This is a genomic window from Mycoplasmoides alvi ATCC 29626 (assembly GCF_000701785.1).
Taxonomy (GTDB): Bacteria; Bacillota_I; Bacilli_A; order Mycoplasmatales; family Mycoplasmoidaceae; genus Mycoplasmoides; species Mycoplasmoides alvi.
On sequence record NZ_KL370825.1, the window covers coordinates 1 to 24,891 of the forward strand.

The 24,891-nt window shown below is 29.2% G+C and carries 34 protein-coding genes; all 34 read left to right on the forward strand.

Features of this window, described 5'->3' with window-relative positions; genetic code table 4:
* Positions 1-581: 581 nt before the first annotated feature.
* The 34 genes from rpsJ to T383_RS0102995 all read left to right on the forward strand — a co-directional run bounded on the left by rpsJ (position 582) and on the right by T383_RS0102995 (position 24,801).
* A complete protein-coding gene (gene rpsJ / locus T383_RS0102830; protein WP_033160174.1) occupies positions 582-884 on the forward strand; it encodes a 30S ribosomal protein S10 in 303 nt (100 codons plus the stop codon).
* A gap of 28 nt (positions 885-912) precedes the next feature.
* Positions 913-1,659, forward strand: a complete 747-nt coding sequence (gene rplC / locus T383_RS0102835; protein WP_156940254.1) for a 50S ribosomal protein L3 — start codon at positions 913-915, stop codon at positions 1,657-1,659.
* Entirely contained in the window at positions 1,652-2,287 is a 636-nt protein-coding gene (rplD, locus tag T383_RS0102840) for a 50S ribosomal protein L4 (RefSeq protein ID WP_033160175.1), read from the forward strand. Before rplC ends, rplD begins: the two co-directional genes overlap by 8 nt.
* Position 2,288: 1 nt before the next feature.
* Complete coding sequence (locus tag T383_RS0102845; RefSeq protein WP_033160176.1) at positions 2,289-2,618, forward strand: uL23 family ribosomal protein; 330 nt, start codon at positions 2,289-2,291, stop codon at positions 2,616-2,618.
* Positions 2,619-2,621: 3 nt separating this feature from the next.
* A complete protein-coding gene (rplB, locus tag T383_RS0102850; RefSeq protein ID WP_033160177.1) occupies positions 2,622-3,464 on the forward strand; it encodes a 50S ribosomal protein L2 in 843 nt (280 codons plus the stop codon).
* A gap of 11 nt (positions 3,465-3,475) precedes the next feature.
* Entirely contained in the window at positions 3,476-3,739 is a 264-nt protein-coding gene (gene rpsS / locus T383_RS0102855) for a 30S ribosomal protein S19 (RefSeq protein WP_033160178.1), read from the forward strand.
* Between the two features lie 18 nt (positions 3,740-3,757).
* Entirely contained in the window at positions 3,758-4,180 is a 423-nt protein-coding gene (rplV, locus tag T383_RS0102860; RefSeq protein ID WP_033160179.1) for a 50S ribosomal protein L22, read from the forward strand.
* Between the two features lie 3 nt (positions 4,181-4,183).
* Complete coding sequence (rpsC, locus tag T383_RS0102865; protein ID WP_033160180.1) at positions 4,184-4,981, forward strand: 30S ribosomal protein S3; 798 nt, start codon at positions 4,184-4,186, stop codon at positions 4,979-4,981.
* A 2-nt stretch (positions 4,982-4,983) separates the two neighbouring features.
* The gene (gene rplP, locus T383_RS0102870) at positions 4,984-5,406 is read left to right on the forward strand and encodes a 50S ribosomal protein L16 (RefSeq protein ID WP_033160181.1); all 423 of its coding nucleotides are present in this window, start codon (positions 4,984-4,986) and stop codon (positions 5,404-5,406) included.
* Positions 5,406-5,891, forward strand: coding sequence for a 50S ribosomal protein L29 (gene rpmC / locus T383_RS03865; RefSeq protein WP_033160182.1), 486 nt, complete (start codon positions 5,406-5,408; stop codon positions 5,889-5,891). The genes rplP and rpmC overlap by 1 nt, the downstream gene beginning before the upstream one ends.
* A 2-nt stretch (positions 5,892-5,893) precedes the next feature.
* Positions 5,894-6,151, forward strand: a complete 258-nt coding sequence (rpsQ, locus tag T383_RS0102880; protein ID WP_033160183.1) for a 30S ribosomal protein S17 — start codon at positions 5,894-5,896, stop codon at positions 6,149-6,151.
* A gap of 11 nt (positions 6,152-6,162) precedes the next feature.
* Entirely contained in the window at positions 6,163-6,531 is a 369-nt protein-coding gene (gene rplN, locus T383_RS0102885) for a 50S ribosomal protein L14 (RefSeq protein ID WP_033160184.1), read from the forward strand.
* Between the two features lie 14 nt (positions 6,532-6,545).
* Positions 6,546-6,878, forward strand: coding sequence for a 50S ribosomal protein L24 (rplX, locus tag T383_RS0102890; protein WP_033160185.1), 333 nt, complete (start codon positions 6,546-6,548; stop codon positions 6,876-6,878).
* Positions 6,878-7,435 (forward strand): 50S ribosomal protein L5, encoded by a 558-nt coding sequence (gene rplE, locus T383_RS0102895; RefSeq protein WP_033160186.1) that lies wholly within the window; start codon positions 6,878-6,880, stop codon positions 7,433-7,435. The genes rplX and rplE overlap by 1 nt, the downstream gene beginning before the upstream one ends.
* Before the next feature lie 3 nt (positions 7,436-7,438).
* Positions 7,439-7,624 carry a type Z 30S ribosomal protein S14 gene (locus tag T383_RS0102900; RefSeq protein ID WP_033160187.1) on the forward strand — a complete coding sequence of 62 codons (186 nt, stop codon included), beginning with the start codon at positions 7,439-7,441 and terminating at the stop codon, positions 7,622-7,624.
* A 21-nt stretch (positions 7,625-7,645) separates the two neighbouring features.
* Positions 7,646-8,050, forward strand: coding sequence for a 30S ribosomal protein S8 (rpsH, locus tag T383_RS0102905; protein WP_033160188.1), 405 nt, complete (start codon positions 7,646-7,648; stop codon positions 8,048-8,050).
* Between the two features lie 17 nt (positions 8,051-8,067).
* Positions 8,068-8,625: a 50S ribosomal protein L6 gene (gene rplF, locus T383_RS0102910; RefSeq protein ID WP_033160189.1), complete on the forward strand. Its 558-nt coding sequence runs from the start codon at positions 8,068-8,070 to the stop codon at positions 8,623-8,625.
* A 30-nt stretch (positions 8,626-8,655) separates the two neighbouring features.
* Positions 8,656-9,015 carry a 50S ribosomal protein L18 gene (gene rplR, locus T383_RS0102915; RefSeq protein WP_052664044.1) on the forward strand — a complete coding sequence of 120 codons (360 nt, stop codon included), beginning with the start codon at positions 8,656-8,658 and terminating at the stop codon, positions 9,013-9,015.
* Between the two features lie 19 nt (positions 9,016-9,034).
* Positions 9,035-9,646: a 30S ribosomal protein S5 gene (gene rpsE / locus T383_RS03650; protein WP_036433738.1), complete on the forward strand. Its 612-nt coding sequence runs from the start codon at positions 9,035-9,037 to the stop codon at positions 9,644-9,646.
* Between the two features lie 25 nt (positions 9,647-9,671).
* Entirely contained in the window at positions 9,672-10,163 is a 492-nt protein-coding gene (rplO, locus tag T383_RS0102925) for a 50S ribosomal protein L15 (RefSeq protein WP_033160190.1), read from the forward strand.
* Between the two features lie 8 nt (positions 10,164-10,171).
* Positions 10,172-11,632, forward strand: coding sequence for a preprotein translocase subunit SecY (gene secY / locus T383_RS0102930; protein WP_084269088.1), 1,461 nt, complete (start codon positions 10,172-10,174; stop codon positions 11,630-11,632).
* Positions 11,626-12,282, forward strand: a complete 657-nt coding sequence (locus tag T383_RS0102935; RefSeq protein ID WP_033160191.1) for a nucleoside monophosphate kinase — start codon at positions 11,626-11,628, stop codon at positions 12,280-12,282. Before secY ends, T383_RS0102935 begins: the two co-directional genes overlap by 7 nt.
* 1 nt (position 12,283) lies before the next feature.
* Positions 12,284-13,030 (forward strand): type I methionyl aminopeptidase, encoded by a 747-nt coding sequence (gene map, locus T383_RS0102940; RefSeq protein WP_033160192.1) that lies wholly within the window; start codon positions 12,284-12,286, stop codon positions 13,028-13,030.
* 13 nt (positions 13,031-13,043) lie between these two features.
* Positions 13,044-13,265 (forward strand): translation initiation factor IF-1, encoded by a 222-nt coding sequence (infA, locus tag T383_RS0102945; protein WP_033160193.1) that lies wholly within the window; start codon positions 13,044-13,046, stop codon positions 13,263-13,265.
* 63 nt (positions 13,266-13,328) lie between these two features.
* Positions 13,329-13,442 (forward strand): 50S ribosomal protein L36, encoded by a 114-nt coding sequence (rpmJ, locus tag T383_RS0102950; RefSeq protein WP_033160194.1) that lies wholly within the window; start codon positions 13,329-13,331, stop codon positions 13,440-13,442.
* Between the two features lie 24 nt (positions 13,443-13,466).
* Positions 13,467-13,841, forward strand: a complete 375-nt coding sequence (rpsM, locus tag T383_RS0102955; protein ID WP_033160195.1) for a 30S ribosomal protein S13 — start codon at positions 13,467-13,469, stop codon at positions 13,839-13,841.
* A 15-nt stretch (positions 13,842-13,856) separates the two neighbouring features.
* Complete coding sequence (rpsK, locus tag T383_RS0102960) at positions 13,857-14,222, forward strand: 30S ribosomal protein S11 (RefSeq protein WP_033160196.1); 366 nt, start codon at positions 13,857-13,859, stop codon at positions 14,220-14,222.
* A gap of 18 nt (positions 14,223-14,240) precedes the next feature.
* Entirely contained in the window at positions 14,241-15,218 is a 978-nt protein-coding gene (locus T383_RS0102965) for a DNA-directed RNA polymerase subunit alpha (RefSeq protein WP_033160197.1), read from the forward strand.
* 7 nt (positions 15,219-15,225) lie between these two features.
* Positions 15,226-15,681, forward strand: coding sequence for a 50S ribosomal protein L17 (gene rplQ, locus T383_RS0102970; RefSeq protein ID WP_033160198.1), 456 nt, complete (start codon positions 15,226-15,228; stop codon positions 15,679-15,681).
* 242 nt (positions 15,682-15,923) lie between these two features.
* Positions 15,924-18,554, forward strand: a complete 2,631-nt coding sequence (locus tag T383_RS0102975; RefSeq protein WP_033160199.1) for an MG321/MPN456 family lipoprotein — start codon at positions 15,924-15,926, stop codon at positions 18,552-18,554.
* A gap of 38 nt (positions 18,555-18,592) precedes the next feature.
* Positions 18,593-19,810, forward strand: a complete 1,218-nt coding sequence (locus T383_RS0102980; RefSeq protein ID WP_084269093.1) for an ABC transporter permease — start codon at positions 18,593-18,595, stop codon at positions 19,808-19,810.
* A 2-nt stretch (positions 19,811-19,812) separates the two neighbouring features.
* Positions 19,813-20,964 (forward strand): ABC transporter permease, encoded by a 1,152-nt coding sequence (locus tag T383_RS0102985; protein WP_052664045.1) that lies wholly within the window; start codon positions 19,813-19,815, stop codon positions 20,962-20,964.
* Between the two features lie 3 nt (positions 20,965-20,967).
* Positions 20,968-22,260, forward strand: coding sequence for an ABC transporter ATP-binding protein (locus T383_RS0102990; protein ID WP_052664046.1), 1,293 nt, complete (start codon positions 20,968-20,970; stop codon positions 22,258-22,260).
* A 6-nt stretch (positions 22,261-22,266) separates the two neighbouring features.
* The gene (locus T383_RS0102995) at positions 22,267-24,801 is read left to right on the forward strand and encodes an ATP-binding cassette domain-containing protein (RefSeq protein WP_033160201.1); all 2,535 of its coding nucleotides are present in this window, start codon (positions 22,267-22,269) and stop codon (positions 24,799-24,801) included.
* Positions 24,802-24,891: the final 90 nt, after the last annotated feature.

Here is a 24,891-nt window from a genome sequence, read left to right on the forward strand (position 1 = left end):
AAATATATTTTGGTGTGATAGCGTTCTTTAGTAGACTTAAACCGGATTAAATACTTAAAATCTATGATATGCATTTTGGTGTGATAGCATTCTTTAGTATATACTTACTACCACTCTAAATAACAACATGGTTTTATTTGACAAAAAGAACTATACAATTTTGAAGAAATTTTGAAATGTACATTTTTAACTCAATTACTACATTTCGGTTGAGTTAAAGATGTTAATTTTTATAATTTGTTCTTGTTGTAGATATTTAATAAATTTATTTTGATAAATAAAATTAGTTTTTAAACATAATTAAATTATCAATTTAAGTTAATTTAATTAAAATCTTGTTTTACTTAAAAAGATTTACTTTAGTTTTTGAAGTTTACATTACATTTAAACAGTTTCATTAATTAAAACATAAGTACATTCAAAGCACAAAAAATGTGATTAAAACAAGTTCCAAAAAAGTGTTGAAATGGATAGTATTTATGTTAAAATGTAAAAGCTTTTGTTTGTTAAATTAATACACCAATAGCAGTTGTCAAATTAAATGACGGTATAAATTAATAATAAAGTAAGGCAATTTTGAAATGCAAGAACTACGTATTAAATTAAAATCATATGATAGTCGTCTTTTGGACCGTTCTGCCAAAAAAATTATTGAAATAGTTAAAGAAACTGGTTCCAAATTTAGCGGCCCTGTTCCTCTGCCGACTAAGAAGTTAGTTGTTACAATTATTCGTTCACCACATGTTGATAAAGCTTCTCGTGAACAATTTGAACGAAGAACACACAAGCGTCTAATTATCTTAAAAGATGCAAATCAAAAAACAATTGAAAATTTAAAAAGAATTAAAATTCCTGCTGGCGTGGATTTACAGATTTATATTTAAATTTTGTGCATCAATTAGGAGATAATTTATGAAAGGTATATTAGGAACTAAAGTTGGAATGACACAAGTTTTTGAAAAAAATGGTTGCTTAATTCCTGTAACCATTCTTCATGTCGAAGAAAATCAAGTTGTGTCTGTGAAAACTAAAGAAAAAGATGGTTATGACTCTACTTTAATAGGGTTTAAAAAAGTTAGTGAAAAGAAAATAAATTCACCTCAAAAAGGTTTGTTTAAAAAAAACAATGTTGAACCACGTAAAATATTACGAGAAATTCGAGGAATGACTGGTTATTCTATTGGTCAAATTTTAAAAATTACTGATCTATTTCAACAAGGGCAATGCATTGATATTCAAGGTATTACCAAAGGTCATGGTTTTACTGGTGCTATTAAAAGATGAAATTTTAAAATTGGTCCTTTAGGACATGGTGCTGGTTATCCTCATCGATTCCAAGGTTCAGTTCAAACTGGACGTGGTGGTTCTCAAGCACAACGTGTTTTTAAAGGTAAAAAAATGTCTGGTCATTATGGACATGAAGTTTGCACTATCCAAAATTTATCAATTGTTGCTTTTAAACCAGAAGAGAACATTGTTTTAGTTAAGGGCGCTGTTCCAGGTCCATCTGGTCAAGTTGTAAGAATTACAACATCTAAAAAACAACCAAATAAAGTTTATACATATGATTTGGTTGATATTAATGGTAGTGCAAAAACAAGTGTGGTAGATAATGCTTCAATAGTTCCAGAAAATACTAAGGATGTAGGAAATGAGTAAAATTAAGGTTTTTGATATTGATGGTTCAATCTCTAGTGAGGTTGAAATTGATAAAAAATTACTTGTTGATAAAATTCATGAACAAGCTATTTTTGATTCAATTATATCTGAAAGAGCAAGTAGACGACAAGGAACTCATTCAACTTTACAAAAAGGTGAAGTTAGTGGTGGAGGAAAAAAACCTTACAAGCAAAAACACACTGGTCGAGCTCGTCAAGGTTCAATTAGAAATCCTCATTATGTAGGGGGCGGAATTGCTTTTGGACCTAAACCAAATCGCAATTATGCTTTAAAAGTTAATAAAAAAATTAGTCAATTAGCCTTTTGTTCAGCATTTACTCATCAAGTTAATAAAATGGTTGTTATGGGTTTAAATGATGATATTAAACCAGATTCTTATTCTTCTAAAGCATTAAATAAACTTGTTGAAAAAATTATTGGTAATAAAAAATCTAAAGTTTTAATTGTTATTGGTAAAGATAATGAAATTTTATCTAGATCAGCTAATAATTTAAAGAATATAACTTTAAAAAAATGAAATCAAGTATCAACAGAAGATATGCTTAATGCAAAAAATGTTATTGTGCAACCAAGTGCTTTAAATCAGTGAATGGAAAGGATGAATTAATATGGATTTAACAACCGTTCTAATTAGACCTGTTTTGACTGAAAAATCTTATTTTGAAACTATGAGTGAGAAAAAGAAATATTCTTTTCAAGTCAATTTAAAAGCTAATAAAACTTTAATTCGTCAAGCATTTACTGCAATATATGGTGTTAACCCTATTAGTGTAAATGTAAAAATTCGTAAACCTTCAAGAACAAAAACAGGAACAGCAAAACCTGGATATACAAAGATGAAAAAAATTGCTGTTATTACTTTGCCACCAGGTGTTGAAATTCTTGTTACTGGTGAAAAACCTGAAAATACAAATGATTCTAAAGCAAAAAAGGAATAGTTTATGCCAGTAAAGAAAATTGTTAATCGATCTAATAGTGGAATTCATCATGCCACTGTTATTGATTACCGAAAAGACTTAACAACTAACAAACCTCAAAAATCTTTGTTAGTTAAAAATAAAAAGAATAGTGGTCGTAATAACCAAGGTAAGATTACTGTTCGTCACCATGGTGGTGGTCACAAACGTAAGTATAGAATAATTGATTTTAAACGTAATTTGTATGATAACAAAGTTGGGACAATTAAAACAATTGAATATGATCCAAACCGTAGCGCTTTTATTAGTTTAGTTAGTTATGAAAATGGTGCTAAAACTTACATTATATCTCCTCATGGTATTAAGGTTGGAGACAAAATTATTTCTAGTGAAAAAGCTGTAGATGTTATTCTTGGTAATTGTATGCCACTTGAATTTATCCCAGAAGGTACAATGGTTCATAATATTGAATTTACACCTAAGCGAGGTGGTCAAGTTGCAAGAAGCGCAGGTACATATGGACAAATTCTTGGTTCAGATGAAACTGGTAGATATGTAATTCTAAAATTAAGCTCTGGGGAAACTCGTAAATTTTTAAAAGAGTGCCGAGCAACTATTGGAATTGTTTCTAATCAAGATCATAACTTGGTTGTAATCGGAAAAGCTGGTCGCAATCGCCATCGGGGAATTAGACCAACTGTTCGTGGTTCTGCAATGAATCCTAATGATCACCCCCATGGTGGTGGAGAAGGTCGTAGTCCAGTAGGTAGAGATGCTCCTCGTACACCATGAGGTAAACGCCATATGGGTGTTAAAACACGCAACAATAAAAAACCATCAACTAATTTAATCATTCGTAACAAATAAGGAAAAACAATATGTCCCGTAGTTCTAAAAAAGGTGCTTATGTTGAAGCAAGTTTATTAAAAAAAGTTATTGCTATGAATTCAACTGAAAAAAAGAAACCAATTAAAACTTGATCAAGAAGGAGTACTATTTTTCCTGAATTTGTTGGTAATACTTTTAGTGTTCATAATGGTAAAAATTTTATAAATGTTTATATCACAGAAGATATGGTAGGTCATAAGTTAGGTGAATTTGCTCCAACTCGTTCTTTTAAACAGCATACATCTAACCGTTAATTTGAAAGGTAAAATAAAATGATTGCAAAAGCAAAGCAAAACCGCGTTCGTATATCACCTCAAAAAGCACGATTAGTTTGTCAATTAATAGCTAATAAATCCATTAGTGAAGCACAAACAATTTTGTCTAACACTGATAAAAAAGGTGCACGTATTTTATTGAAACTTTTAAATAGTGTTATTAGCAATGCAACAAATAATCATGCAATGAAAGCAGATCAATTATATGTTTTTGAGGCATTAGCTAATCAAGGACCAGTAATTAAAAGAACTTTGCCTAGAAGTAAGGGTAGTGCAGATCTTATTCGTAAACGTTCTACTAATTTTGTTTTAACACTTTCAGATAATCGTAATGAACGTAAAATAATTGTTGAAAAAATAAAGGCAAAAGTAATCAAAAGAACTGAAGGTCAAAAAAGAGCAAAAGGAGCAACTAAATAGTTTATGGGTCAAAAAGTAAATTCTAATGGATTACGATATGGGATTAACAAGAACTGGCAATCACGTTGAATCGCTAGAACTGACAAAGAAATGGGTGATTGATTAGTTCAAGATGAAAAAATTCGTAAATTTCTTTTCAAAAAATACCATGATGCTAACATAAGTAATATTGAAATTGAACGTGGTGAAAAACAAGGTAAAAAATGAATTGAAATTTTTGTTTACGCTTCCCAAGTAATTTTAGTTATTGGTCAAAAAGGAAATGCTATCCCTGCTATTATTAAAGAAATTAATAAAATTGTTGGTCGTAATGTTAAGGTTGATTTAACTGTAAATGAAATTGGTAACCCAGCCTTATCAGCTCGTTTAATTGCTCGTGAAATGGCAGATAACATTCAAAATCGTGTGCCATTACGTTCAGCAATGAGAATGGCTTTAAAAAAAGTTTTAACTGCTGGTGGACAAGGAATTAAGGTTTTAGTTTCTGGTCGTTTAAATGGAGCAGAAATTGCCAGAGACAAAATGTATATTGAAGGTAATATGCCGTTATCAACATTAAGAGCTGACATTGATTATGCTTTGGAAGAAGCTCATATGTCATATGGAGTTATTGGTGTCAAAATTTGAATTAATCGTGGCGAAATCTTTGGTAAAGATCTAAATAAAAAACCTGTTCACTTGCAAAGATCTAATAAGAGTTATGACAAGAAAACAAAAGCAAGTCATAAATCTGAACGTAGTCAAATAATTGAATCATCTGATATACTTGGTGACTCAATTCTTGAAAAGGATGGTAAGTAGTAATGTTACAACCAAAACGTACAAAATACCGTAAACCTCATAATGTTAGTTATGAAGGAAAAGCTAAGGGCAATGCCTATGTTGCTTTTGGTGAGTATGGATTGATGGCAACATCTGGATCTTGAGTTGATACACGATCAATTGAATCAGCACGGATTGCTATAAGCAAGTATATTGGTAAAACAGGTAAAATGTGAATTCGCATTTTTCCACAAATGTCTAAAACTAAAAAACCACTTGAAGTACGTATGGGTTCAGGTAAAGGTAATCCTGAATTTTGAGTTGCAGTTGTTAAAAAAGGAACAATTATGTTTGAAATTGCTGGTTTGCCAATAAATCAAATGATTGAGGCTTTAACTAGAGCAGGACATAAATTACCTGTAACATGAAAAATTGTTTCACGCGAATCTAAAGGAGCACAATAATGAATAAGGAATTACGTGCTAAAACAACAGATGAGTTAATTGATTTAGTTATTCGTTTAAAAGGTCAATTATTACAATATCGTTTTAAGAAATCTTATGGTGAATTGGATAAACCTCATTTAATTAAGGATACCAAAAGATTACTTGCAAGAATTTATACTATTCTAACTGAACGTAAAGTTGATCCAAGATTAGTTGGTTCTAGAATTAATAAAATAAGTGTTCAGCAAAATAACCCAGTTCAACAAAAAGCAAAACAAGCTAGAGAAGAAATGCAAAAGATTCGTAATGAAAAATTAGCTAAATCTAAAAAATCTCGAGAAGAAAACAAGAAAAAAGTTGCTGAATTAAAACAACAACAAAAACCAATTGTAAAGAAAGAAAAGGTTGCTAAGAAAAAAGTATCTTCAAAAACTAAAAAAACAACCAAAGTTAAAAAAACAACAAACAAAATGTCATCTAGAACACGTAGAAAAGGAGTTTAGCAATGGAAAGAAATCGTCGCAAAGTTCTTGTAGGAAAAGTTGTTAGTGACAAAATGAAATTAACAGCAACTGTTGAAGTTGAATTAAAGACTAAACATCCTTTGTATCATAAATTAGTTATCAAACATAAGCGTTATCATGCTCATAATGATTTGAAAGAACCAGCAAGAAATGGTGATCGTGTTGAAATTACAGAAACTCGTCCACTATCTGCTACTAAGCGTTGACGCGTTAGCAGCATTATTGAACGCGCAAAATAAAGGAGAATTTTATGGTTCAATTTATGACTCGTTTAAATGTTGCTGATAATAGTGGCGCAAAAGAGGTTGGCATTATTAAAGTTCTTGGTGGTTCAAGAAGAAGATATGCAGGTGTTGGTGACATTGTGGTTGTCTCTGTTAAAAATGCCATTCCAACAGGAATGGTAAGAAAAGGACAAGTAGTTAAAGCAGTTATTGTTCGTACTGTTAAGGGCAGTCAGCGTTCAGATGGCACACATGTAAGTTTTGCTGATAATGCTTGTGTAATTATTAAAGAAGATTTAAGCCCAAGAGGAACTCGGATTTTTGGTCCAGTGGCTCGTGAACTACGTGAAAAAGGCTTTATCAAAATTACTTCATTAGCAGCTGAAGTAGTTTAGAAAGGGAAATGATTATGCAAAGGATAAGAAAAGGCGATCAAGTGATTGTCATTAGTGGCAAAAATCGAGGAGCTGCTGGAATTGTACTAAAAATTTTGAATAAAAAAAATGCAGCAATTGTTGAAGGTCTTAATAAAGTCAAGAAGCATCAAAAAGGCGATGAACGTAATACTAAGAAAAGTGAAATTGTAGAGCAAGAAGCTCCAATTAAATTGTGCAAATTGGCATTAATTGATACAAAAGATAAGAAACAAATGCCTGCAAAAGTTAAATATACAATTGATTCTAAAACAAAGAATAAAATTCGTGTTTCAAGAAAAACACAAAATGCATTGGGTGGCAAATAATGGCAAGTCAATTACAAGAAAAATATTTAAAGGAAATTCGACCCGAATTACAAAAACAATTTAATTTATCATCTGTAATGCAAATACCTAAAATTGAAAAAATTGTTATTAATATGGGTATTGGCGATGCAGTTAAAGATGCTAAATTGTTAGAATCAGGTATTAGAGAACTAACATTGATTACTGGCCAAAAACCTGTTGTGACTAAAGCTAAAAATTCAATTGCTACTTTTAAACTAAGAATGGGTCAACCAATTGGTTGCAAGGTAACCTTACGTGGAGCTAGAATGTGGTCTTTTTTAGAAAGATTAATCAATATTGCCTTACCTCGAGTTCGTGACTTTAGGGGTTTATCACCAAAAAGTATTGATAGCGGTGGAAATTATACAATTGGTATTAAAGAACAAATAGTTTTTCCTGAAATTGTATATGATGATATTAAGAAGGTTCGTGGTTTTGATATTACACTTGTTACTTCTACAAATAATAAAGCACAAACACTACAATTATTAACATTATTAGGATTACCATTAATAAAAACAAAGGAACATCATTAATCTATGGCAAAAACAGCATTAAAACAAAAACAACAAAAACAACCAAAATTTGCTGTAAGAGCTTATACACGCTGCAAGCGCTGCGGACGTCCTAAAGCTGTTTATCGAAAATTTGGTGTTTGCCGTTTGTGCTTCAGAGATTTAGCTTATGCTGGTGTGATACCAGGAATTAAAAAGGCTTCATGGTAGAGAGAGAGGAGGTATTAGATTATGTCACATATAGACCCAGTGGCTGATTTGCTAGTTAAAATTAATAATGCTAATCGTGCTAAGCTCGAAGATGTAAAATTGCAAGCTTCTAAACTTAAAATTGCAATTCTTGAAATTTTGGTTAAAGAAGGCTATTTAAAACATTATGAATTATTTGAAAATAAAAATAAAACAAAAGCTTTTATTAAAGTGAAGTTAAAGTTTGATGAAAATAAAGTTGCAACTATTCATGGAATTAGACAAATTTCTAAACCTGGTTTAAGAGTTTATGTACCTTATGAAAAATTACCAAAGGTTTTAAATGGATTAGGGATTGCAATTATTTCTACAAGTGAAGGTTTGATGACCGACAAGTTAGCACGTACTAAAAAAATTGGTGGCGAAGTTATCGCATATATTTGGTAGTAAGAGGTGTATTTATCATGTCCAGAATTGGCAATCGTGTTATTGAAGTACCTAATGGAGTTAATATTGCTTTAACTACTAATCTAATTAATGTTAAAGGACCATTAGGTCAAGTTGATATTAAGTTACCACGTGAATCTAATGTTTTGAATTTTAAAATTGAAAATAATACTGCAAAAATTTTACGTACAAATGATTTAAAAACAACTAAAATGTTACATGGAACATATAATGCACTTTTAAAAAATGCAATTATTGGTGTAACTCAGGGTTTTACTAAACAATTACAATTAGTTGGAGTTGGATACCGTGCTACTCTAAAAGATCCAACAACATTAAATTTAGCTTTAGGATATTCACATCCAATTGATATTAAAATTCCAACAGGTATTAAAGTGACTGTTGATAAAAACACCTTGATTAGTATCACAGGAGTTGATAAGCAATTAGTTGGTGAATTTGCAATCCAAATTCGTAAGTGACGCTTGCCAGAACCATACAAAGGGAAAGGCGTGCTATATGTTGATGAACATATTATTCGTAAAGCAGGGAAAACTGCTGAAGGTAAAAAGTAATTTATGCTTGCAAGAGGTTATAATTAAAGTATGAAACAAATTAATATGAACCGTACAGCACGTAGACAAATGCGCCACAAGCGCATTACTAAACGCATTCGCAAAATAGATAATGATAAAATTGTTTTAGTTGTTATTAAATCAAATTTACATATTAATGTTCAAGCTTGAAATTATCAAGAAAATAAAGTAGTTGCATCTGCATCATCTAAATCTATGAAATTAAAAAATGGAAATAAAGAAAATGCAGCTTTAGTTGGTCAAGAAATTGCCAAAAAATTGTTAGCTAAAGACATCAAGGAAGTTGGTTTTGATTCTGGTGGTTCTAAATACCATGGTCGAATTGCAGCATTAGCTGATGCTGCAAGAGCTGCTGGTTTGAAATTTTAAAAGGAAATAATTGTTTATTATGAATAGCATTGAAAAAGAAACTAATAAAGAAGAAGCTGTTGCAATCGCTTCCAATCCAAGCAAAACTAATAAAACTAATGCTGCTAAAAAAAATAATGATGAACGTAACAAACGTAAAGTTGAACGTAAGTCTAAATCTGAATATGAAGAAAGAATTGTAAAAATTAGTCGAATTTCTAAAACAACTAAAGGGGGACGTAACATGCGTTTTAGCGCTTTAGTTGTAATAGGTAATCGCCGTGGCAAGGTTGGTTTTGGACTCGCAAAAGCACTAGAAGTTCCTAATGCTATTAAAAAAGCTTTGCGTGCAGCCGAAAAAAATGTTCATGATGTATTTATAAATAAACATGGAACTATCTTTCATGAAGTTGTTGGTCGTTTTGGTGCTGCTAAAGTTCTATTAAAACCAGCTCCATCTGGAACAGGTATTATTGCTGGTGGACCAATTCGGGCAATTATTGAACTTGCTGGTTATACAGATATCTATACTAAAAATCTTGGCAAAAACACTCCTGTAAATATGATTAGTGCTACTTTAAATGGAATTACTAATCAATTAACACCAAAAGAAGTTGCTCGTTTACGAGGCAAGGAATTACGGGATCTTTAGTTTACTTAAGTGGTAGGAATATAATATGGAATTGCATCAATTAAAAAGTACACCTAAATCACGTAATCATCGAACAAAAATAGTTGGTCGTGGTCACGGTTCTGGTTTAGGTAAAACTAGTGGTCGTGGCCAAAAAGGACAAAAGGCACGTAAATCTGGGCATACAAGACCAGGTTTTGAAGGGGGGCAAACACCTTTATATAGAAGATTACCTAAATTTGGTTTTAGTACTTATAATTTTAAAACTAAATATGTAACAATTAATTTAGAAAATTTGATTGACAAAACCGAAAGTCAATATAAAAGACTTAATTTTGTTAATTGTAACTTGATTAGTAACAAATCTAAACAACCAATTAAGATAATCGGTAATGTAGATGTATCAAAACCAATTGTAGTAGAAGTTCAAAAAATTTCTGCTGGGGCTAAAAATAAGATTGAAGCAGCTGGAGGAAAGGTTGTTATTGTTGATTTATCAACTGCTTTAAAGGAATATAAAAATTCACTTGCAAAATAAGGTAAAAAATGACTAATTCAATTAAGAAAAAATCATTTGGTCAAAAAATAATTATTTTACTACAAAACAAAAATTTTATGATTTCTGTTTTGGTAACTCTATTTTTGTTGTTAATTTTCCGTATTATTTCTACAATTCCTTTGCCCGGAATAACAATTAATAATACTTCATCTGGTTCTTCTTCAACAAATGATTTTTTTTCATTATTTAATTTATTGGGTGGTGGCGGATTAAGTCAATTGTCTTTGTTTGCAATTGGAGTAAGTCCATACATTACTAGTCAAATTATTATGCAGTTGTTATCAACTGATTTAATTCCACCACTTTCCCAATTAGCAAAAAGTGGTGAACTAGGTAGAAAAAGAATTGAAGTTATTACACGGATTGTGACTTTGCCTTTTGCACTTGTTCAAGCTTTTGCAATTATTGAATTATCTGGTAATGGCGGAGCCTTTACTATTTCTCAAAATGATGCTGCTCATAAAGCTTTTTACATTATTGCAATGACATCAGGAACATATATTTCAATTTTTATTGGCGATATGATTTCTAAGAAAGGCGTTGGGAACGGTGTTACTTTATTAATTCTAAGTGGTATTTTGGCACAATTACCTGCTGGTTTTGTCACAGTATTTAATGTAATTACTGGTTTAGTAATTACTGTTAATCCTTTATTGACATCAATTATTTCATTTAGTGTTTATGTTTTAGGTTTTTTTATTTTATTGTTTGCAACAACATTTATTAATATTTCGGTTCGTAAAATTCCAATTCAGCAAACTGGTCAAGGAATGATTGAGGATTTAAATGCTTTACCATATTTACCTATCAAAATTAATTCAGCAGGAGTAATTCCAGTAATATTTGCATCCTCAATTATGTCTATTCCTATTACAATTGCTCAATTTACACCTCAAGGGGAAGCGCGTTGGTTTGTTGAGGATTATTTATCATTATCAACACCTGTTGGAATTACTATTTATGGTGTTCTTATTATTTTGTTTACTTTCTTTTATAGTTATATTCAAATTAGTCCAGAGCAATTATCAAAAAATTTTGAAAAAAGCCACCGCTTTATCCCTGGAGTTAGACCTGGATATGAAACAGAAAGACATATTAGTAGAGTTTTAATGAGAACTAATTTTTTAGGCGCACCTTTTTTAGCTGTTATTGCAATTATTCCATATATTATTTCTGCTACACTAGGAATACCAAATACATTAAGTTTAGGAGGTACTGGAATTGTAATTATGGTAGCTGCTAGTTTGGAGTTGTTTAATTCATTAAAATCTGCAGCCACAACAACTAATTATCAACAAATGCGCCAACAGCTTGCAGCTTCTGTCAATAGTTTTGTTTTAGCACAAGCAAGTGAATTAAATCCAATTAATAGTAAAAATAAAACTGAAAGCAGTTCAAATGTATCAGTTAATGATAATGACAAGGACAATGTTAGTGACTTATGATAAGTAAGAAAAAGGTTGTTTTTTTAGGTGCTCCAGGAACTGGAAAAGGTACAGTCTCACAGTTTTTACATGATCATTATAATTTTGTACATTTATCTACTGGTGATATGTTTAGACAAATGATTAACAATAATAGTTTGCTTGGCGAAAAACTAAATGGATATCTTCAAGAGGGAAAGTATGTTCCTGATGAAATAACTAATGAAGTTGTAAAAGAAGCTTTAGGATCTATTTTGAAAGAAAAAAATGAACCTTTGTTAATTTTTGATGGATATCCAAGAACTTTAGATCAAGCAAAATATTTAGATACATTAATAAATATTGATATTGCAATTTTGTTAGAACCTACTAATTTGGATATGATTGTTGGAAGACTTGCTAGTAGATTGGTATGTCCCAAATGTCAAAAAGTATTTGGTAGTAAAGATTTTGATGACCCAAATAGTTTAAAGTTATGTGCTTATGATAAAACTTTGTTAGTTTCAAGAAAAGATGATGATCTTAATGTCATTAAACATCGAATTGTCGAATATCAAAAATCAATTAAAAGTGTTATTGACTTTTATAAAAACAAAAATATTTTATTTACAATAGATGCTAACTTATTAGCAGAAGACGTTATTGAAAATGTCTTAAAACTGTTAAAGGTTTAGTATGATTTACATTAAAAATAACGATGAAATTAACGGGATCAAAAAAGCTTGTGCTATTTTTAAAAAAGTTCGTGACATTTGTTTAAATGAAAATTTTGTAAATAAAGATTTAAAATCAATAGATGAATTTACAAAAACAACAATTGAATCTTTTGGAGCAGAATGTGTTTTTCATGGGTACAATGGTTTCCCTGGGTATAATTGCATGTCATTAAATAATGTGATTATCCATGGTATTGGTACCCATGATCAAAAATTTGGACCAAAAGATAAGTTAAGTTTAGATCTTGGTGTTAAATATGAGAATTATATTTGTGATTCAGCTTTTACCATTTTTGGACCTCAAGTTGATCAAGAATATATCAAATTATCAGACGTAACATTACAATCTATTTATGAGGCTGCTAAAATAATTAAACCAGGAACATATATAGGTGATATTTCACATACAATTCAAACCTATATTGAGAAGCATGGTTACCATATTTTAGAAAATTATGGTGGCCATGGTTGCGGTTTAAAGATTCATGAAGATCCATTAATTTTGAATTATGGACAACCTAAAGTTGGTTTTAAGTTAAAGCCAGGTGTGGTTATTTGTATTGAACCAATGGTTCTATCCAAAAACAAAGATGTTCATTTAGGTTCAGATAATTGATCGGTTATCAGTAATATTCCTCAAATGACATGTCATTGAGAGCATATGGTTCTTGTAACCGAAAATGGTTGTGAAATTTTAACTCAATAGGAGAAATATATTTTTGAAAGACAATATTAGTATTAAAGGTGTAGTAAAAGAAGCTTTAAAAGGTGATAAGTTTAAAGTATTATTAGAAAATGGTATGAAAGTTGAGGCGCACGTGTCGGGTAAAATTCGAATGAACAAAATCCGCATTTTACCAGGCGATACTGTAGAAGTTGAGTTTAGTCCGTATGACTTAACATGTGGCCGAATTACTTATCGCTTTAAAAATGATGAATAATTATAGTTTAAAGTTGTTTTACTAATTTTCTTTAAATTGATAGGAAAGGGAACTAATTAAATTATGAAAGTTAGATCATCAGTAAAACCAATTTGTAAAGATTGCAAAATTATTAAGCGTCATGGACGCATTCGTGTAATTTGCAAAATTCCTAAACACAAACAACGTCAAGGTTAATAATTGAGAAAGGATTAAATATTTATGGCTCGAATTTTAGGTGTAGATATTCCTAACAATAAGCGAATTGAAGTGGCATTAACATATGTTTATGGTATAGGTTTATCTCGTTCTCAGGAAATTTTAAAAAAATCTAACATTAATAAAAATAAACGAGTTAAAGATTTAAGTGATGAAGAATTAGCTACAATTCGTAATATTGCTAGTGAATATACTTTAGAGGGTGATTTGCGACGTGATGTTGCATTTAACATTAAACGTTTAATGGAAATTGGTTCATGAAGAGGTTTGCGTCATCGTCGTAATTTGCCAGTACGCGGGCAAAGAACTAAATCAAATGCAAGAACTCGTAAAGGTCCACGCAAGACTGTTGCGAATAAGAAAATTGAGTCCAAGTAATAGGAGTAATGATAAATGGCAAAAAAGAAACGATTATCTTTCACAAATGGTGTTGCGCATATTCATGCTTCTTCTAATAATACAATTATTTCAATTGCTGATGAAAAGGGTAATGTCATCACTTGAGCATCAAGCGGAACAATTGGTTTAAAAGGAACTAAAAAGAAAACACCTTATTCTGCAGGTGTTGCTGCAGAAGCAGCTGCTAAGGATGCTGTAGAAATGGGATTAACATCAATTAAAGTTCGTGTTAATGGTGTTGGCCGTGGGAAAGAAGTAGCAATTAGAAGTTTGCAAACTGCTGGTTTAATGATTACTGAAATTAATGATGTTACACCTATTCCCCATAATGGTTGTCGCCCGCCAAAAAAACCACGATAGCACAGGAGATTATTGTAAATGGAACACTTTTTAAAATATGAAATTAATGTTGTAAAAGAAGATGATACAAAAAATTATGGTCGTTATAGTATTCAACCACTGCAAAGTGGATTTGGAATAACTATTGGAAATGCTTTAAGAAGAATTATGCTTTCCAATATTCCTGGCGCTAGTGTGTTTGCTGTTAAGGTTAATGATGTAACTCGTGAATTTCAAGCTGTGCCTAATGTTGTAGAGGATATGACTCAAATTATTTTGAATTTAAAAAATTTAATTGTGTCAATTAATGAAAATATCATTAGTGACGATAAATTATCAGAAACAACATTAGAAAAATGACCAGTTTTAAAAATTAATTTAAATCGTACAGGAGCAGTAACAGGGGCTGATATTGAATGTCCGGCTGGTTTTGAAGTTATTAACAAAAACTTACATATTTGTACTTTAACATCTGACAAGAAATTTAATATGGACATTTATGTAACTCGGGGACGAGGATTTAAAACTTTTAATGAAAACCGAGACCTTATTAATACAATATCTGTCATTCCAATTGATTCCAATTTTTCGCCCATTGTAAAAGTCAGTTATTCAGTAGAAGAGGTTAAGTTATCTAAACAATCAACAAATGATCGTTTGATTTTAGAAGTGGGTACTAATGGTACAATTAGCGCAGGTGATGCAATTGCTTTAGCAGCTAAAATTTTAGTAGCTCATTTAAATCCATTAATTGATATTAATCAATCTTTACATGAGTTACAAGTAATGAGAGAAAAGAATGAAGAAATTCGCAGTCAAACATTATCAATTCCAATTGAAAATTTAGATTTAACAGTTCGTTCATATAATTGTTTAAAACGCCATGGAATTCAAACCATACAAGAATTAACAGAAAAACCAAGAACTGAAATTGAAAAGATTCGTAATTTAGGTAAAAAATCATTGCGAGAAATTAACAAAAAACTATTGGAATATGGTCTTAAATTAAAAGGATAAAAATTCAATGTCATACATAAATAAACCAGGAAAAACAACAGCTAGTCGATTAATGATTATTCGTCAGCAAGTTACTGACATGATTGCTTATCATGAAATTAAAACAACTTTAACAAAAGCTAAAGAAACTCAAAAGCATATTGAAAAATTGATTACATTGTCAAAAAAAGATACGATTGCTAATCGTCGTTTAGCAACTAAATTATTACTAGATAATCAAAAAATATGTGCCAAAGATGCAATTAAATATTTATTTGAAACAATTGGGCCAGTATTTAAAAATCGCGCTGGTGGATATACAAGGGTTTTAAAATTAGGTAAAAGACAGGGTGATGCTACTGAAATAGCTATTTTGCAATTTGTAGATAAAATACCAGCATTTAAAAAGAAAACTAAAGTTGCTTCTAAAAAAGATTCACCTGCATTGAAAGTTGAAACCAAACCTATTGTTTCTAATGTTTAATTTTTAAGTATTTAATCATTAAAGTACATAAAAATAAAACACATTTTATTTGATAGATTTTAAATTTAAATAGTTTGCAAAAATACTTTTCAAGTCTAAATAATTTATTTAATATAGTATACTAAAATACTAAAAGTCTTATTATATTGTTCTATGGTATGCAAATGTGTTTGCTTACAAAGTATTTTGTTGATATTTCATATAGATCATTGTAAATAAATTTGAATTGGGTAGTGTTATATATGAATCATAAAAAAAAATTAATAACGATGGTTTCTTCACTTATTGGCATTGGGGTAGTTTCTGCAACGCTTACAGTGTCAGTTACTTCATGTTCTTCTACATCTAATCAAGACACTTTTGTTTATTCTAATGCTGCTCAATTTTTGGATTCTCAAAATGGTCCATTAAATGCCCCTTTTTCTAATATGCCAATTGATTCATATGCTGCAAGTACAATTATTACTTTATTAACATATGAGACAACTGGTCAATTTCATTTTAAACCTGATGGAACTCATGATCAAGTTACTGAAGATAATCTTAAATTTGAAGCTGCTTTAAAAGTTGATGCTTATAAAGAAGTTTCAAACAATGGTCAAGTGGTTGAAGAATTGGTGGGAACGTTAAACCGTGGTGATATTTTAACTAATGCTAATCCTACATATAAAGAAGTTGTAGCTAATGCAACTAAATATGTCTTTACAATTGATACTAAAATACCATGAATTGATTCTAATGGTATAGTTAGAGATTATTTATCAAGTAAAGATTTTGAACGTGGACTAGAATCATATATTTTAGGTGGCAAACTTGGTTATCAACGTAATGATTATTTTGTTAATCTAATTGGTTTAGATGTTAATCGAACAGTAGGTTATGATAATGCACCAACAATTGATGATCCTAATTATGACATTGATAATTACCGAAGCATAGATGATAATAAATTTACAGTTTATTTAAATAAACCCTACATATATATATTATCAGTTTTATGCAAAAGTTATTTTAGTCCATTACCACATAATAATGAGTACGTAAAAAATATTAGGTTGACTAATTCAAAAACTCCAATTGCTTGAACTGGTACTCCTGGCAATGTAGTTATGGATCAAACTAATACGAACTTTAATCAATTATATGGTTCTGGTCCTGTAGGTGTTTTTTTAGATCATACATGATTTGCTGGTCCATATTATTTTAATGCATTTACTAATAGTCAAATTCTTGGCATTTTAAATGAAAAATATATTGAAAGAATGAAAGATTCATTGGATCCAAACAATGGAAATAAAATTAAACGTTATGTTTTAAATTATGGTTCAGGTAATGCTGAAGTGTTTTACAATCGTTTTATTGCAAATCAAGAATCATGAGTAAATGTAGTTCCAGAGAGCAAAAGAACTGATGCTATTTTAAACCATTCATCAGAAGTATATCAAACAGGAATTTCTAGAATTGTGCAATCTAATTATATTGTTTATACACCTAAACCATATGTAATTAGTAGTTCTGATACAATTACTAATAATGCAAATGTTAGCGAAGGCGCAGCTAAAATTATTTACAATTTTAGTTCTAAAGAAGGTCGAATTTTTAAAGCTGGAATTTCAGGTTTAATTAATCATTTTGCTTTATCCAAGTTAAATTTATCTTCTGGTGATTTTCAGTTATCAGCTTTACCATATGGTGTTTTTCCTTTTAATGATGTATCAATTATTAGCAAGTTAAATAATTCCAAAGAATATTATTCAGCGATTAGTAAGAATGAAATTATAGGTGGACTACCCAGATCTTATAATGATTATGTAGATCATGTAGATGATAATTCAATTGATGAGAATTTTTTATTTGAAGGACCATTAGCAGAATTTGAAATTCCGTATTATGAATTTCAAAACAATAATTATGTTAAAACTAATTTAGTTATTAATAAAACTAATTTTATTAATTCATTAAAAGCTGCCGGAGCAACTTTAGAAAATCCATTAATTTTTCAATACAAATATGGAGAAGCTTCAATTTCTAGTGAGTATCAAAATTATTTGAATAGTTTAAAACGAGCTATTGAAGCTTTAGGTGGTGGGTATATTACTTTTAATTTAATTCCACGTGCTGGAACAACACCATCATCTAGTGATTGATTTAATAAGCAATCAAGTTCAATGGGTTATAGTTCATGATCCCCAGATTATGATGGAGTTGGTTCGTGATTGGAAGGAAATTCAATTTTAACATCTGATGGAGCCCCAAGCACTAATACATACTCTTCATTTCCCATGGTATTAAAAACTATTATAGTTGCATTAAAAGATTTGAACGTGACATATAAATCTGATCAAAATAAATTTGAATATGTAGAACCAGATAATACAAAAAATTCTATTTTTCAAAATGACCCTTGAGCAAATTCAAAAATTTGAACCGATTTTAATTATTCTAAAAAGGCTGTTGAATTTGTAAATTATATGTTAGCTGCAAATGTTTTCGATGGTGATGCTATCAATAGTATGTTGAACAGTCCTGAACAAATGATAGAGTTAGAACAAAGAACTGTTGATAATAAATATGTAGCACCAACCAAAGTTGATCAATTGGTTCCATGGGCAAAAGTATTTAAGAAAAAAAATAATTCTTCAACATTAACAAATGCTGATTTATATGGTAATGAAATGGGCATTTTTGCTGGATTATCTGATGAAAATGCACTTTGATTAACATCAACATCGGATCGTTCATTTAATTTTATTCCTAGAAGTGAAAATGGATTAAATGAAGCGATAATAAACTTATTAAAAAAAGATACTTTCAAAGTTAGAATTAGCGGTGTCGCTCCATTAAATTTACGTGATTTTCAATATTTAAAATAAAATAAATATAGTACATATGTCAAAGAAAGGGGTAATAAATGATGTTAAGTTATATTTTGAGACGTATTTTATTTGCCTTGCTTGCTTTGTTCATTTTATTGACAATAATCTTTTTTTTAATGTCATTGTTGCCAATTTCTCCATTGCAAAAGAATCCACATGAAACCCAAGAAGAATACCAAAAAGCACTTGAAGCAGCTGGACTTACTAAACCAATTTTTCAACGTTATTTAGATTATTGGAGTAATTTATTTAGTGGTAATTTAGGTCCAATTTATGGAAAATCTTCTACTTCCATTCAACAAGAAGTATTTCCTAAATTGCCAAATACAATGTATATTGCAATATTGGCTTATGTTCTAGCTATTTTGTTTGGTTTTACATTTGGTTTTATTGCCGCCACTTATCGTGGTAAATGACAAGATACATTGGTAAATGTTTTATCAGTAGTATTTATATCAGTGCCATCTTTTGTTATAGGAGTTGTTTTGTTGAAAATTGCTGGTGTTCTTGGATTGCCATTGAGGTTTTCTAATTTTGGTGATGTAGATTGAAATTTTAGCACTTTTATTCAGTCATCAATTATGCCAGTATTATCTTTAACATTTGGGTTAGCATCCACTCTTACATACTATGTTAGAAATGAAGTAATTGATGTTTTGAATCAAGATTATATTAAAACAGCTAAATCTAAAGGTTTAGGGACCTTTGAAATTCTTTTTAAACATGTTTTTCGTAATGCATTAATACCAGTTTTGTCCATTTTAGGTCCAAGTTTATTGATAACTATTAGTGGTTCAATTGTTTTAGAACAAATGTTTGGTGTATCAGGCATTGCTAGAGTTTTAGTTAATGCAATTCAAACTAATCAAGTAAATATTGTTATGTTCCAAGCTCTTTTCTTATCAAGCTTGTATTTTTCTATTTCAATTTTATTGGATTTGATATACACAATAGTTGACCCAAGAATTAAATTATCACAGCAAAATAGTACTTCATTATTTAATATTTTTATTTCATTAGAAACTCGTATTAGATGGCATCAAAAATTAAAAAAACTTGATAACAATGCTTATCAAGTAATTGTTAGTGGTTCAAATTTTCATAATTACTTAATTAAAAATAATTTGATTAATTACAAAAAGAAACAGGTTATTATTGAAGAAGTTTGTTATGAAAAATTTGAATTAAATAAAAATGCTAATTATCTATTAATTAACAAAAATATTTTGCGGATTAGAAAGGAGGTTGTTTAGTGATGACAAATGAAAAAATAGATAAATCTTTATCCCAGTTGGATGTAAAAATAACTAAGGATAGTTTCAAACCAGTTGATATTTATAGTTTAAACCGTGTTGATCAAATGGTTGGTAGACCAAGTAAATATTTTATTGAAATTTTAAAGCGATTTTTTAAAAATAAATGAGCAACTGGTTTATTAGTAATTTTATTAATAATTTTTTTTACAGCAATTATTGCACCATTAGTATCTCAATATAGTGCTTATTCGCCAATTAGCAATGCTGGTTCATTTGGTATTAATTTACCTCCTAGATTAACTTTAATGGATTCTCCAATTGCCATTGTTGCAGGCAAGCAAAATATGATTGATCTCTATCAAAATTTTGGAATGCTGGATCATTATGAACCAGTTCCTGGATTAGAGGGTTGATTTAAAATTTATTATCGTCCTTATAATTATCCAAGTTTAGTAGATAAATTATCTATCCTTGGCACAGATGGTTCTGGAATTGATATTTGAACTAAATTATGAATTTCTGTTGGTATTTCTTTAAGTATTGCTTTGATAATAGCAATTTCTGCTACATTAATTGGTGTTGTTTATGGTTCCATTGCGGGCAGTTTTGCTGGCCGTACTATTGATATTGTTATGATGAGAATTGTTGATATTATTAGTGGAGTTCCTACTTTAGTTTGATTAATTATTTTAGGTGCTGTTATTACAGGTTCTAGTTCAGGGACAATTTCCAATCTTTCCATTATTCCTGCATTAATTTTTATCTCTTGAATGTCTCCAGCAAATGCCACAAGAACTTATATTTTAAAAAATAAAGATGCTGAATATGTTCAAGCTACAAGAAGTTTAGGCGGAAGTCAAGCAAGAATAATATTTTTACATATGATTCCTATTATTATGGGAAGACTAGCTGTTATTTTTGTTAATTTAATTCCATTAGCAATTTTTTATGAAGCTTCATTGGTATTTATTGGTTTAAAATCTACAACAGAATTGGGACTAGGTATTATGTTAAATGATGCATGGCAAGTGACTAATACAGCTTTAATTGTTGCTCCAATTGTTACTTTTGCTTCAATTACAATATCAGCTCAAATTATTGCTAATGCCTTGAATGATGCAATTGATCCAAGAATTGTAGGAAGAAATTAGATTATGGCATTGCACCAAAATGTTTTTATTAGTAATTCTAATCAAAAATTAAAAAACGACGAAATTTTGCGTATTGAAAATTTAAAGGTTAATTTCAAGATTAAAGATGGAATTTTACAAGCTGTTCGTGGTGTTGACTTAACAGTTCGTAAAGGACAAATTGTTGGTATTGTTGGTGAATCTGGTAGCGGAAAATCTGTTTGTGTAAAATCATTAATTGGATTCAATGATAATGCAGTTATTGAGGCCGATTTATTAAATTTATCTGATATTGATTTAACTAAAATTAAAAAACATTCATGAAGTTATATTCGTGGTAGTTATGTTTCATATATCCCACAAGATCCTTTATTATCCTTGAATCCTACAAAAAAAATTGGAGCCCAAGTTGCTGAAGCAGTTTTAACATCTGAACGTCGTAAATATTTACAAAGAAAAAAAAATTTATCTAAATTTGATAATGATTATGCATCTAAATTAAATAGTTATAGGAATGAATATCACCAATTAACCAAACGTGATACTGTCAAAAAAAGAGTAATTGAAATTTTAAATTTTATTGGCATTAAAAATGCAGAATCTAGAATGCACTCTTATCCACATGAGTTTTCTGGAGGGATGCGTCAAAGAATTGTAATTGCAATTGCTGTAGCAACACGACCAGATTTAATTATTGCTGACGAACCAACAACAGCTCTAGATGTTACAATTCAAGCTAAAGTTTTGGAATTAATTAAAAGATTGCGTGATGAATTTAATATTACAATCATTTTTATTTCTCATAACATTGCTCTTGTTGCTAACTTTTGTGATTATGTTTATGTCATGTATGCTGGGCGCATTTTAGAGCAAGGTAAAACTGAAGAATTATTTTTAGATCCTAAGCACCCATATACTTGAGCTTTAATTGCCTCAATTCCTAATGAATCTGCTAAAGATGAAAAGTTATCATCAATCCCAGGAACACCACCAAATTTAGTTTCTCCTCCACGAGGTGATGCTTTTGCGCCTAGAAATAAATATGCAATGCAAATTGATTTTGAATATCATCCACCTTTATTTGATATTACTGAAACACACAAAGCAGCAACTTGATTGTTGCATCCAGATGCTCCAAAGGTGAATATACCAGAAGAAGTTCAGAAAAAAATTGATGAGTCAAGATCATCATTTCAAATATATATTGAAAAAAAACGAACAGAAGAAGTTCAAAGATCTATTAACATAAATACTAAAAATTATGTAAATGATGATGGATTAGCATCAAATACAAATGATTTAAAAAATAAGGAGTAAGCAAAGATGAATAATGAAGAACTTTCTTTCTCTAAACATGAAACATTTTTAGAAGTTGAAAACTTAAATATGCTTTTTAAGATTCGTGGAACATTATTTCAGGCTTTAAATAATGTTAGTTTTCAAGTTAATAAAGGTGATTTTTTTGGCATTATTGGTGAGTCTGGTAGTGGAAAATCTACAATAGGCAAGTGTATTATTAGACTTAATAAACCTACAGGTGGAAAAATTGAAATTGATAATAACCTTTTATCTAATAAAAGGTTGAGTCGTCGTTCTAATCAATGATTACGCAAAAATGTTCAAATGATTTTTCAAGACCCAATGGCTTCGTTAAATCCAACTAAAAATGTATTACAACTTATATCAGAACCATTGATAATTAATAAACTATTATTTAAAAACACTTTTAAGTACTTTTTAAAAGTAAATCAAGTATCTCAATATTTTCACTATAATTTTATTAGTAGTGAATCACAATTATTTTTTGAATTTAAAAAACATTTTTTAACTAATTTTTATAATGTTATCTCTGATTTTAATAATAACTTAAATATTTTACTTGAAAATAACAAGCATAAAACATACAATGATCAGCATAATATTTTTTTAGCACATTATGATGATTTAAGTTTTAATATCCAAAATTTAAGTGAATCAATTTATAAATATGTTGATGATTATAAGGCTATTATTAATAAAAATATTAATAGTTATGATACTGGTAATTTTGAAAAAGTTGACTATGATTTAAGTAATGCTAAAAAGTCATTAGCACTTGCTAAAAAAGCAATGAAGTATTCAAACAAAGGTATTCAAAAACATAAAGAGATATGTGATGTTGAAACCCAACTTAATAACTTTAATATTCATTTTAAAGAAATTTATAATCATAAAAATTTTGGATATATTAAAAGTTGAGAATCAACAGTTTTAAGCAATATCAAAGCTTTAAAACAAAATATTAAATTGTCACTTAATTTAGTTGATAAGATTTATCATAATCTAAATTTGATTATTGCTAAGCATACTTTTAGTTTTGTTAAATTTTTAAAAAAACATAAATATTTGGATGAAAATTACATTAGTTCTACAATTGCAAAAGTTGACAATCTTTTAAAAGAGTTATATTCAATTTTTTTTACATATTATATGGAACAAAATAATTTATTTGATTCGTCAACAAGTGTTAAAGAAAAATTAGTTATTATTAATAACTTGAAAAGTATTGTTAAAATAGCTCAATTTTATTATTTAACTTTCAAATCTAAAAAAATTATTAGTTATGACTTTTTTCAATCTACAATTAAAAAATATACATCTAAAATAAATGCTAATGATAATTTTTTTCATCATTTGTTGAGTGCTGAAGTTTTTGATCAGTTTCTTTCTATTTTAAATCAGTTAACCTTAATAATTGACGAAAGTAAATTTAATAGTTCCAAAACTTTAAGTGAGCACCATAAAAAAATAAAAAATCAAAAAAATGTTTTATCACACTTAAAAAATGAATACAAAGAAATTGTTAAAGACCATTATGATTATTTAAAAAACAATAAAGAAAATGAATATATAGATACTGTTACTATATGTAAATCTGATTTATTTTTAGCTAAAAAAAATCATGCAAATGCAGTTTCTAGTTTTTTAGATAATGATTGAATTAAAATTTCTAAAAGGAATGACAATAACAGTAAAATTTTAAAAGAATGTGAAGAAAAATATAATAAAGAATTAACTAGATTTAATAATCTATTCTTAAAATTAATGAAGCATTTAAAGCAAGTAAGTCATAATGAAAATTTAAAATTTGATTCTAGTATTATTAGAGAGTTTAAATTAAGAACTAAAACCATTAAAGCAATTAATTTTGAATATCACAATTCAGTGCGTGAAACCTTTTTTTATCGTAAACTTTATACATGAAAACCAATTTTTACTTGATTTTTATTTTTTATTTTTAAAAACTTGCTTAAACGTGATAGCGTTTATAAAGCTTTAGAAAGTGTGGGCTTAAAAAGAGAACATGCTTATAGGTATCCCCATGAATTTTCAGGAGGTCAAAGGCAAAGAATTGTTATTGCAAGGGCATTGATAACTGAACCTCAATTAATAATTGCTGATGAACCAATTTCAGCATTAGACGTATCTATTCAAGCTCAAGTTATTAATATTTTAAAAAATCTAGCAGAAAAAAATAAAATTACTGTTTTGTTTATTGCACATGATTTATCAATGGTTAATTATGTTTGTAATAGAGCAATTATTGTGCACCAAGGTAGAATTTTAGAAAAAGGTAGCGTTGATTCAATTTTTAATAACCCAATTCATCCTTATACTAGATCACTTATTAAAGCTACTCCTAAATTATCACGAGTTCATGTTGACCTTTCATCATTTAGTGATGAATTATCATATGATAAGGAATGAAGTATAACTAATGTTCCTCATTTTATAAAAGTAAATAATTCTAAAGATCATTGGGTTTTAGGCACGAAATCTCAAGTAAATAGTTGAATCAATCAAGAGTGAACTTTTTAATTTCTTTTTAGTTATTTTTTAGTATACAAATACAATACTTTTACAATTCTATTTTTTGAAACAATAAATACATAATACTTCTTGGAGGTA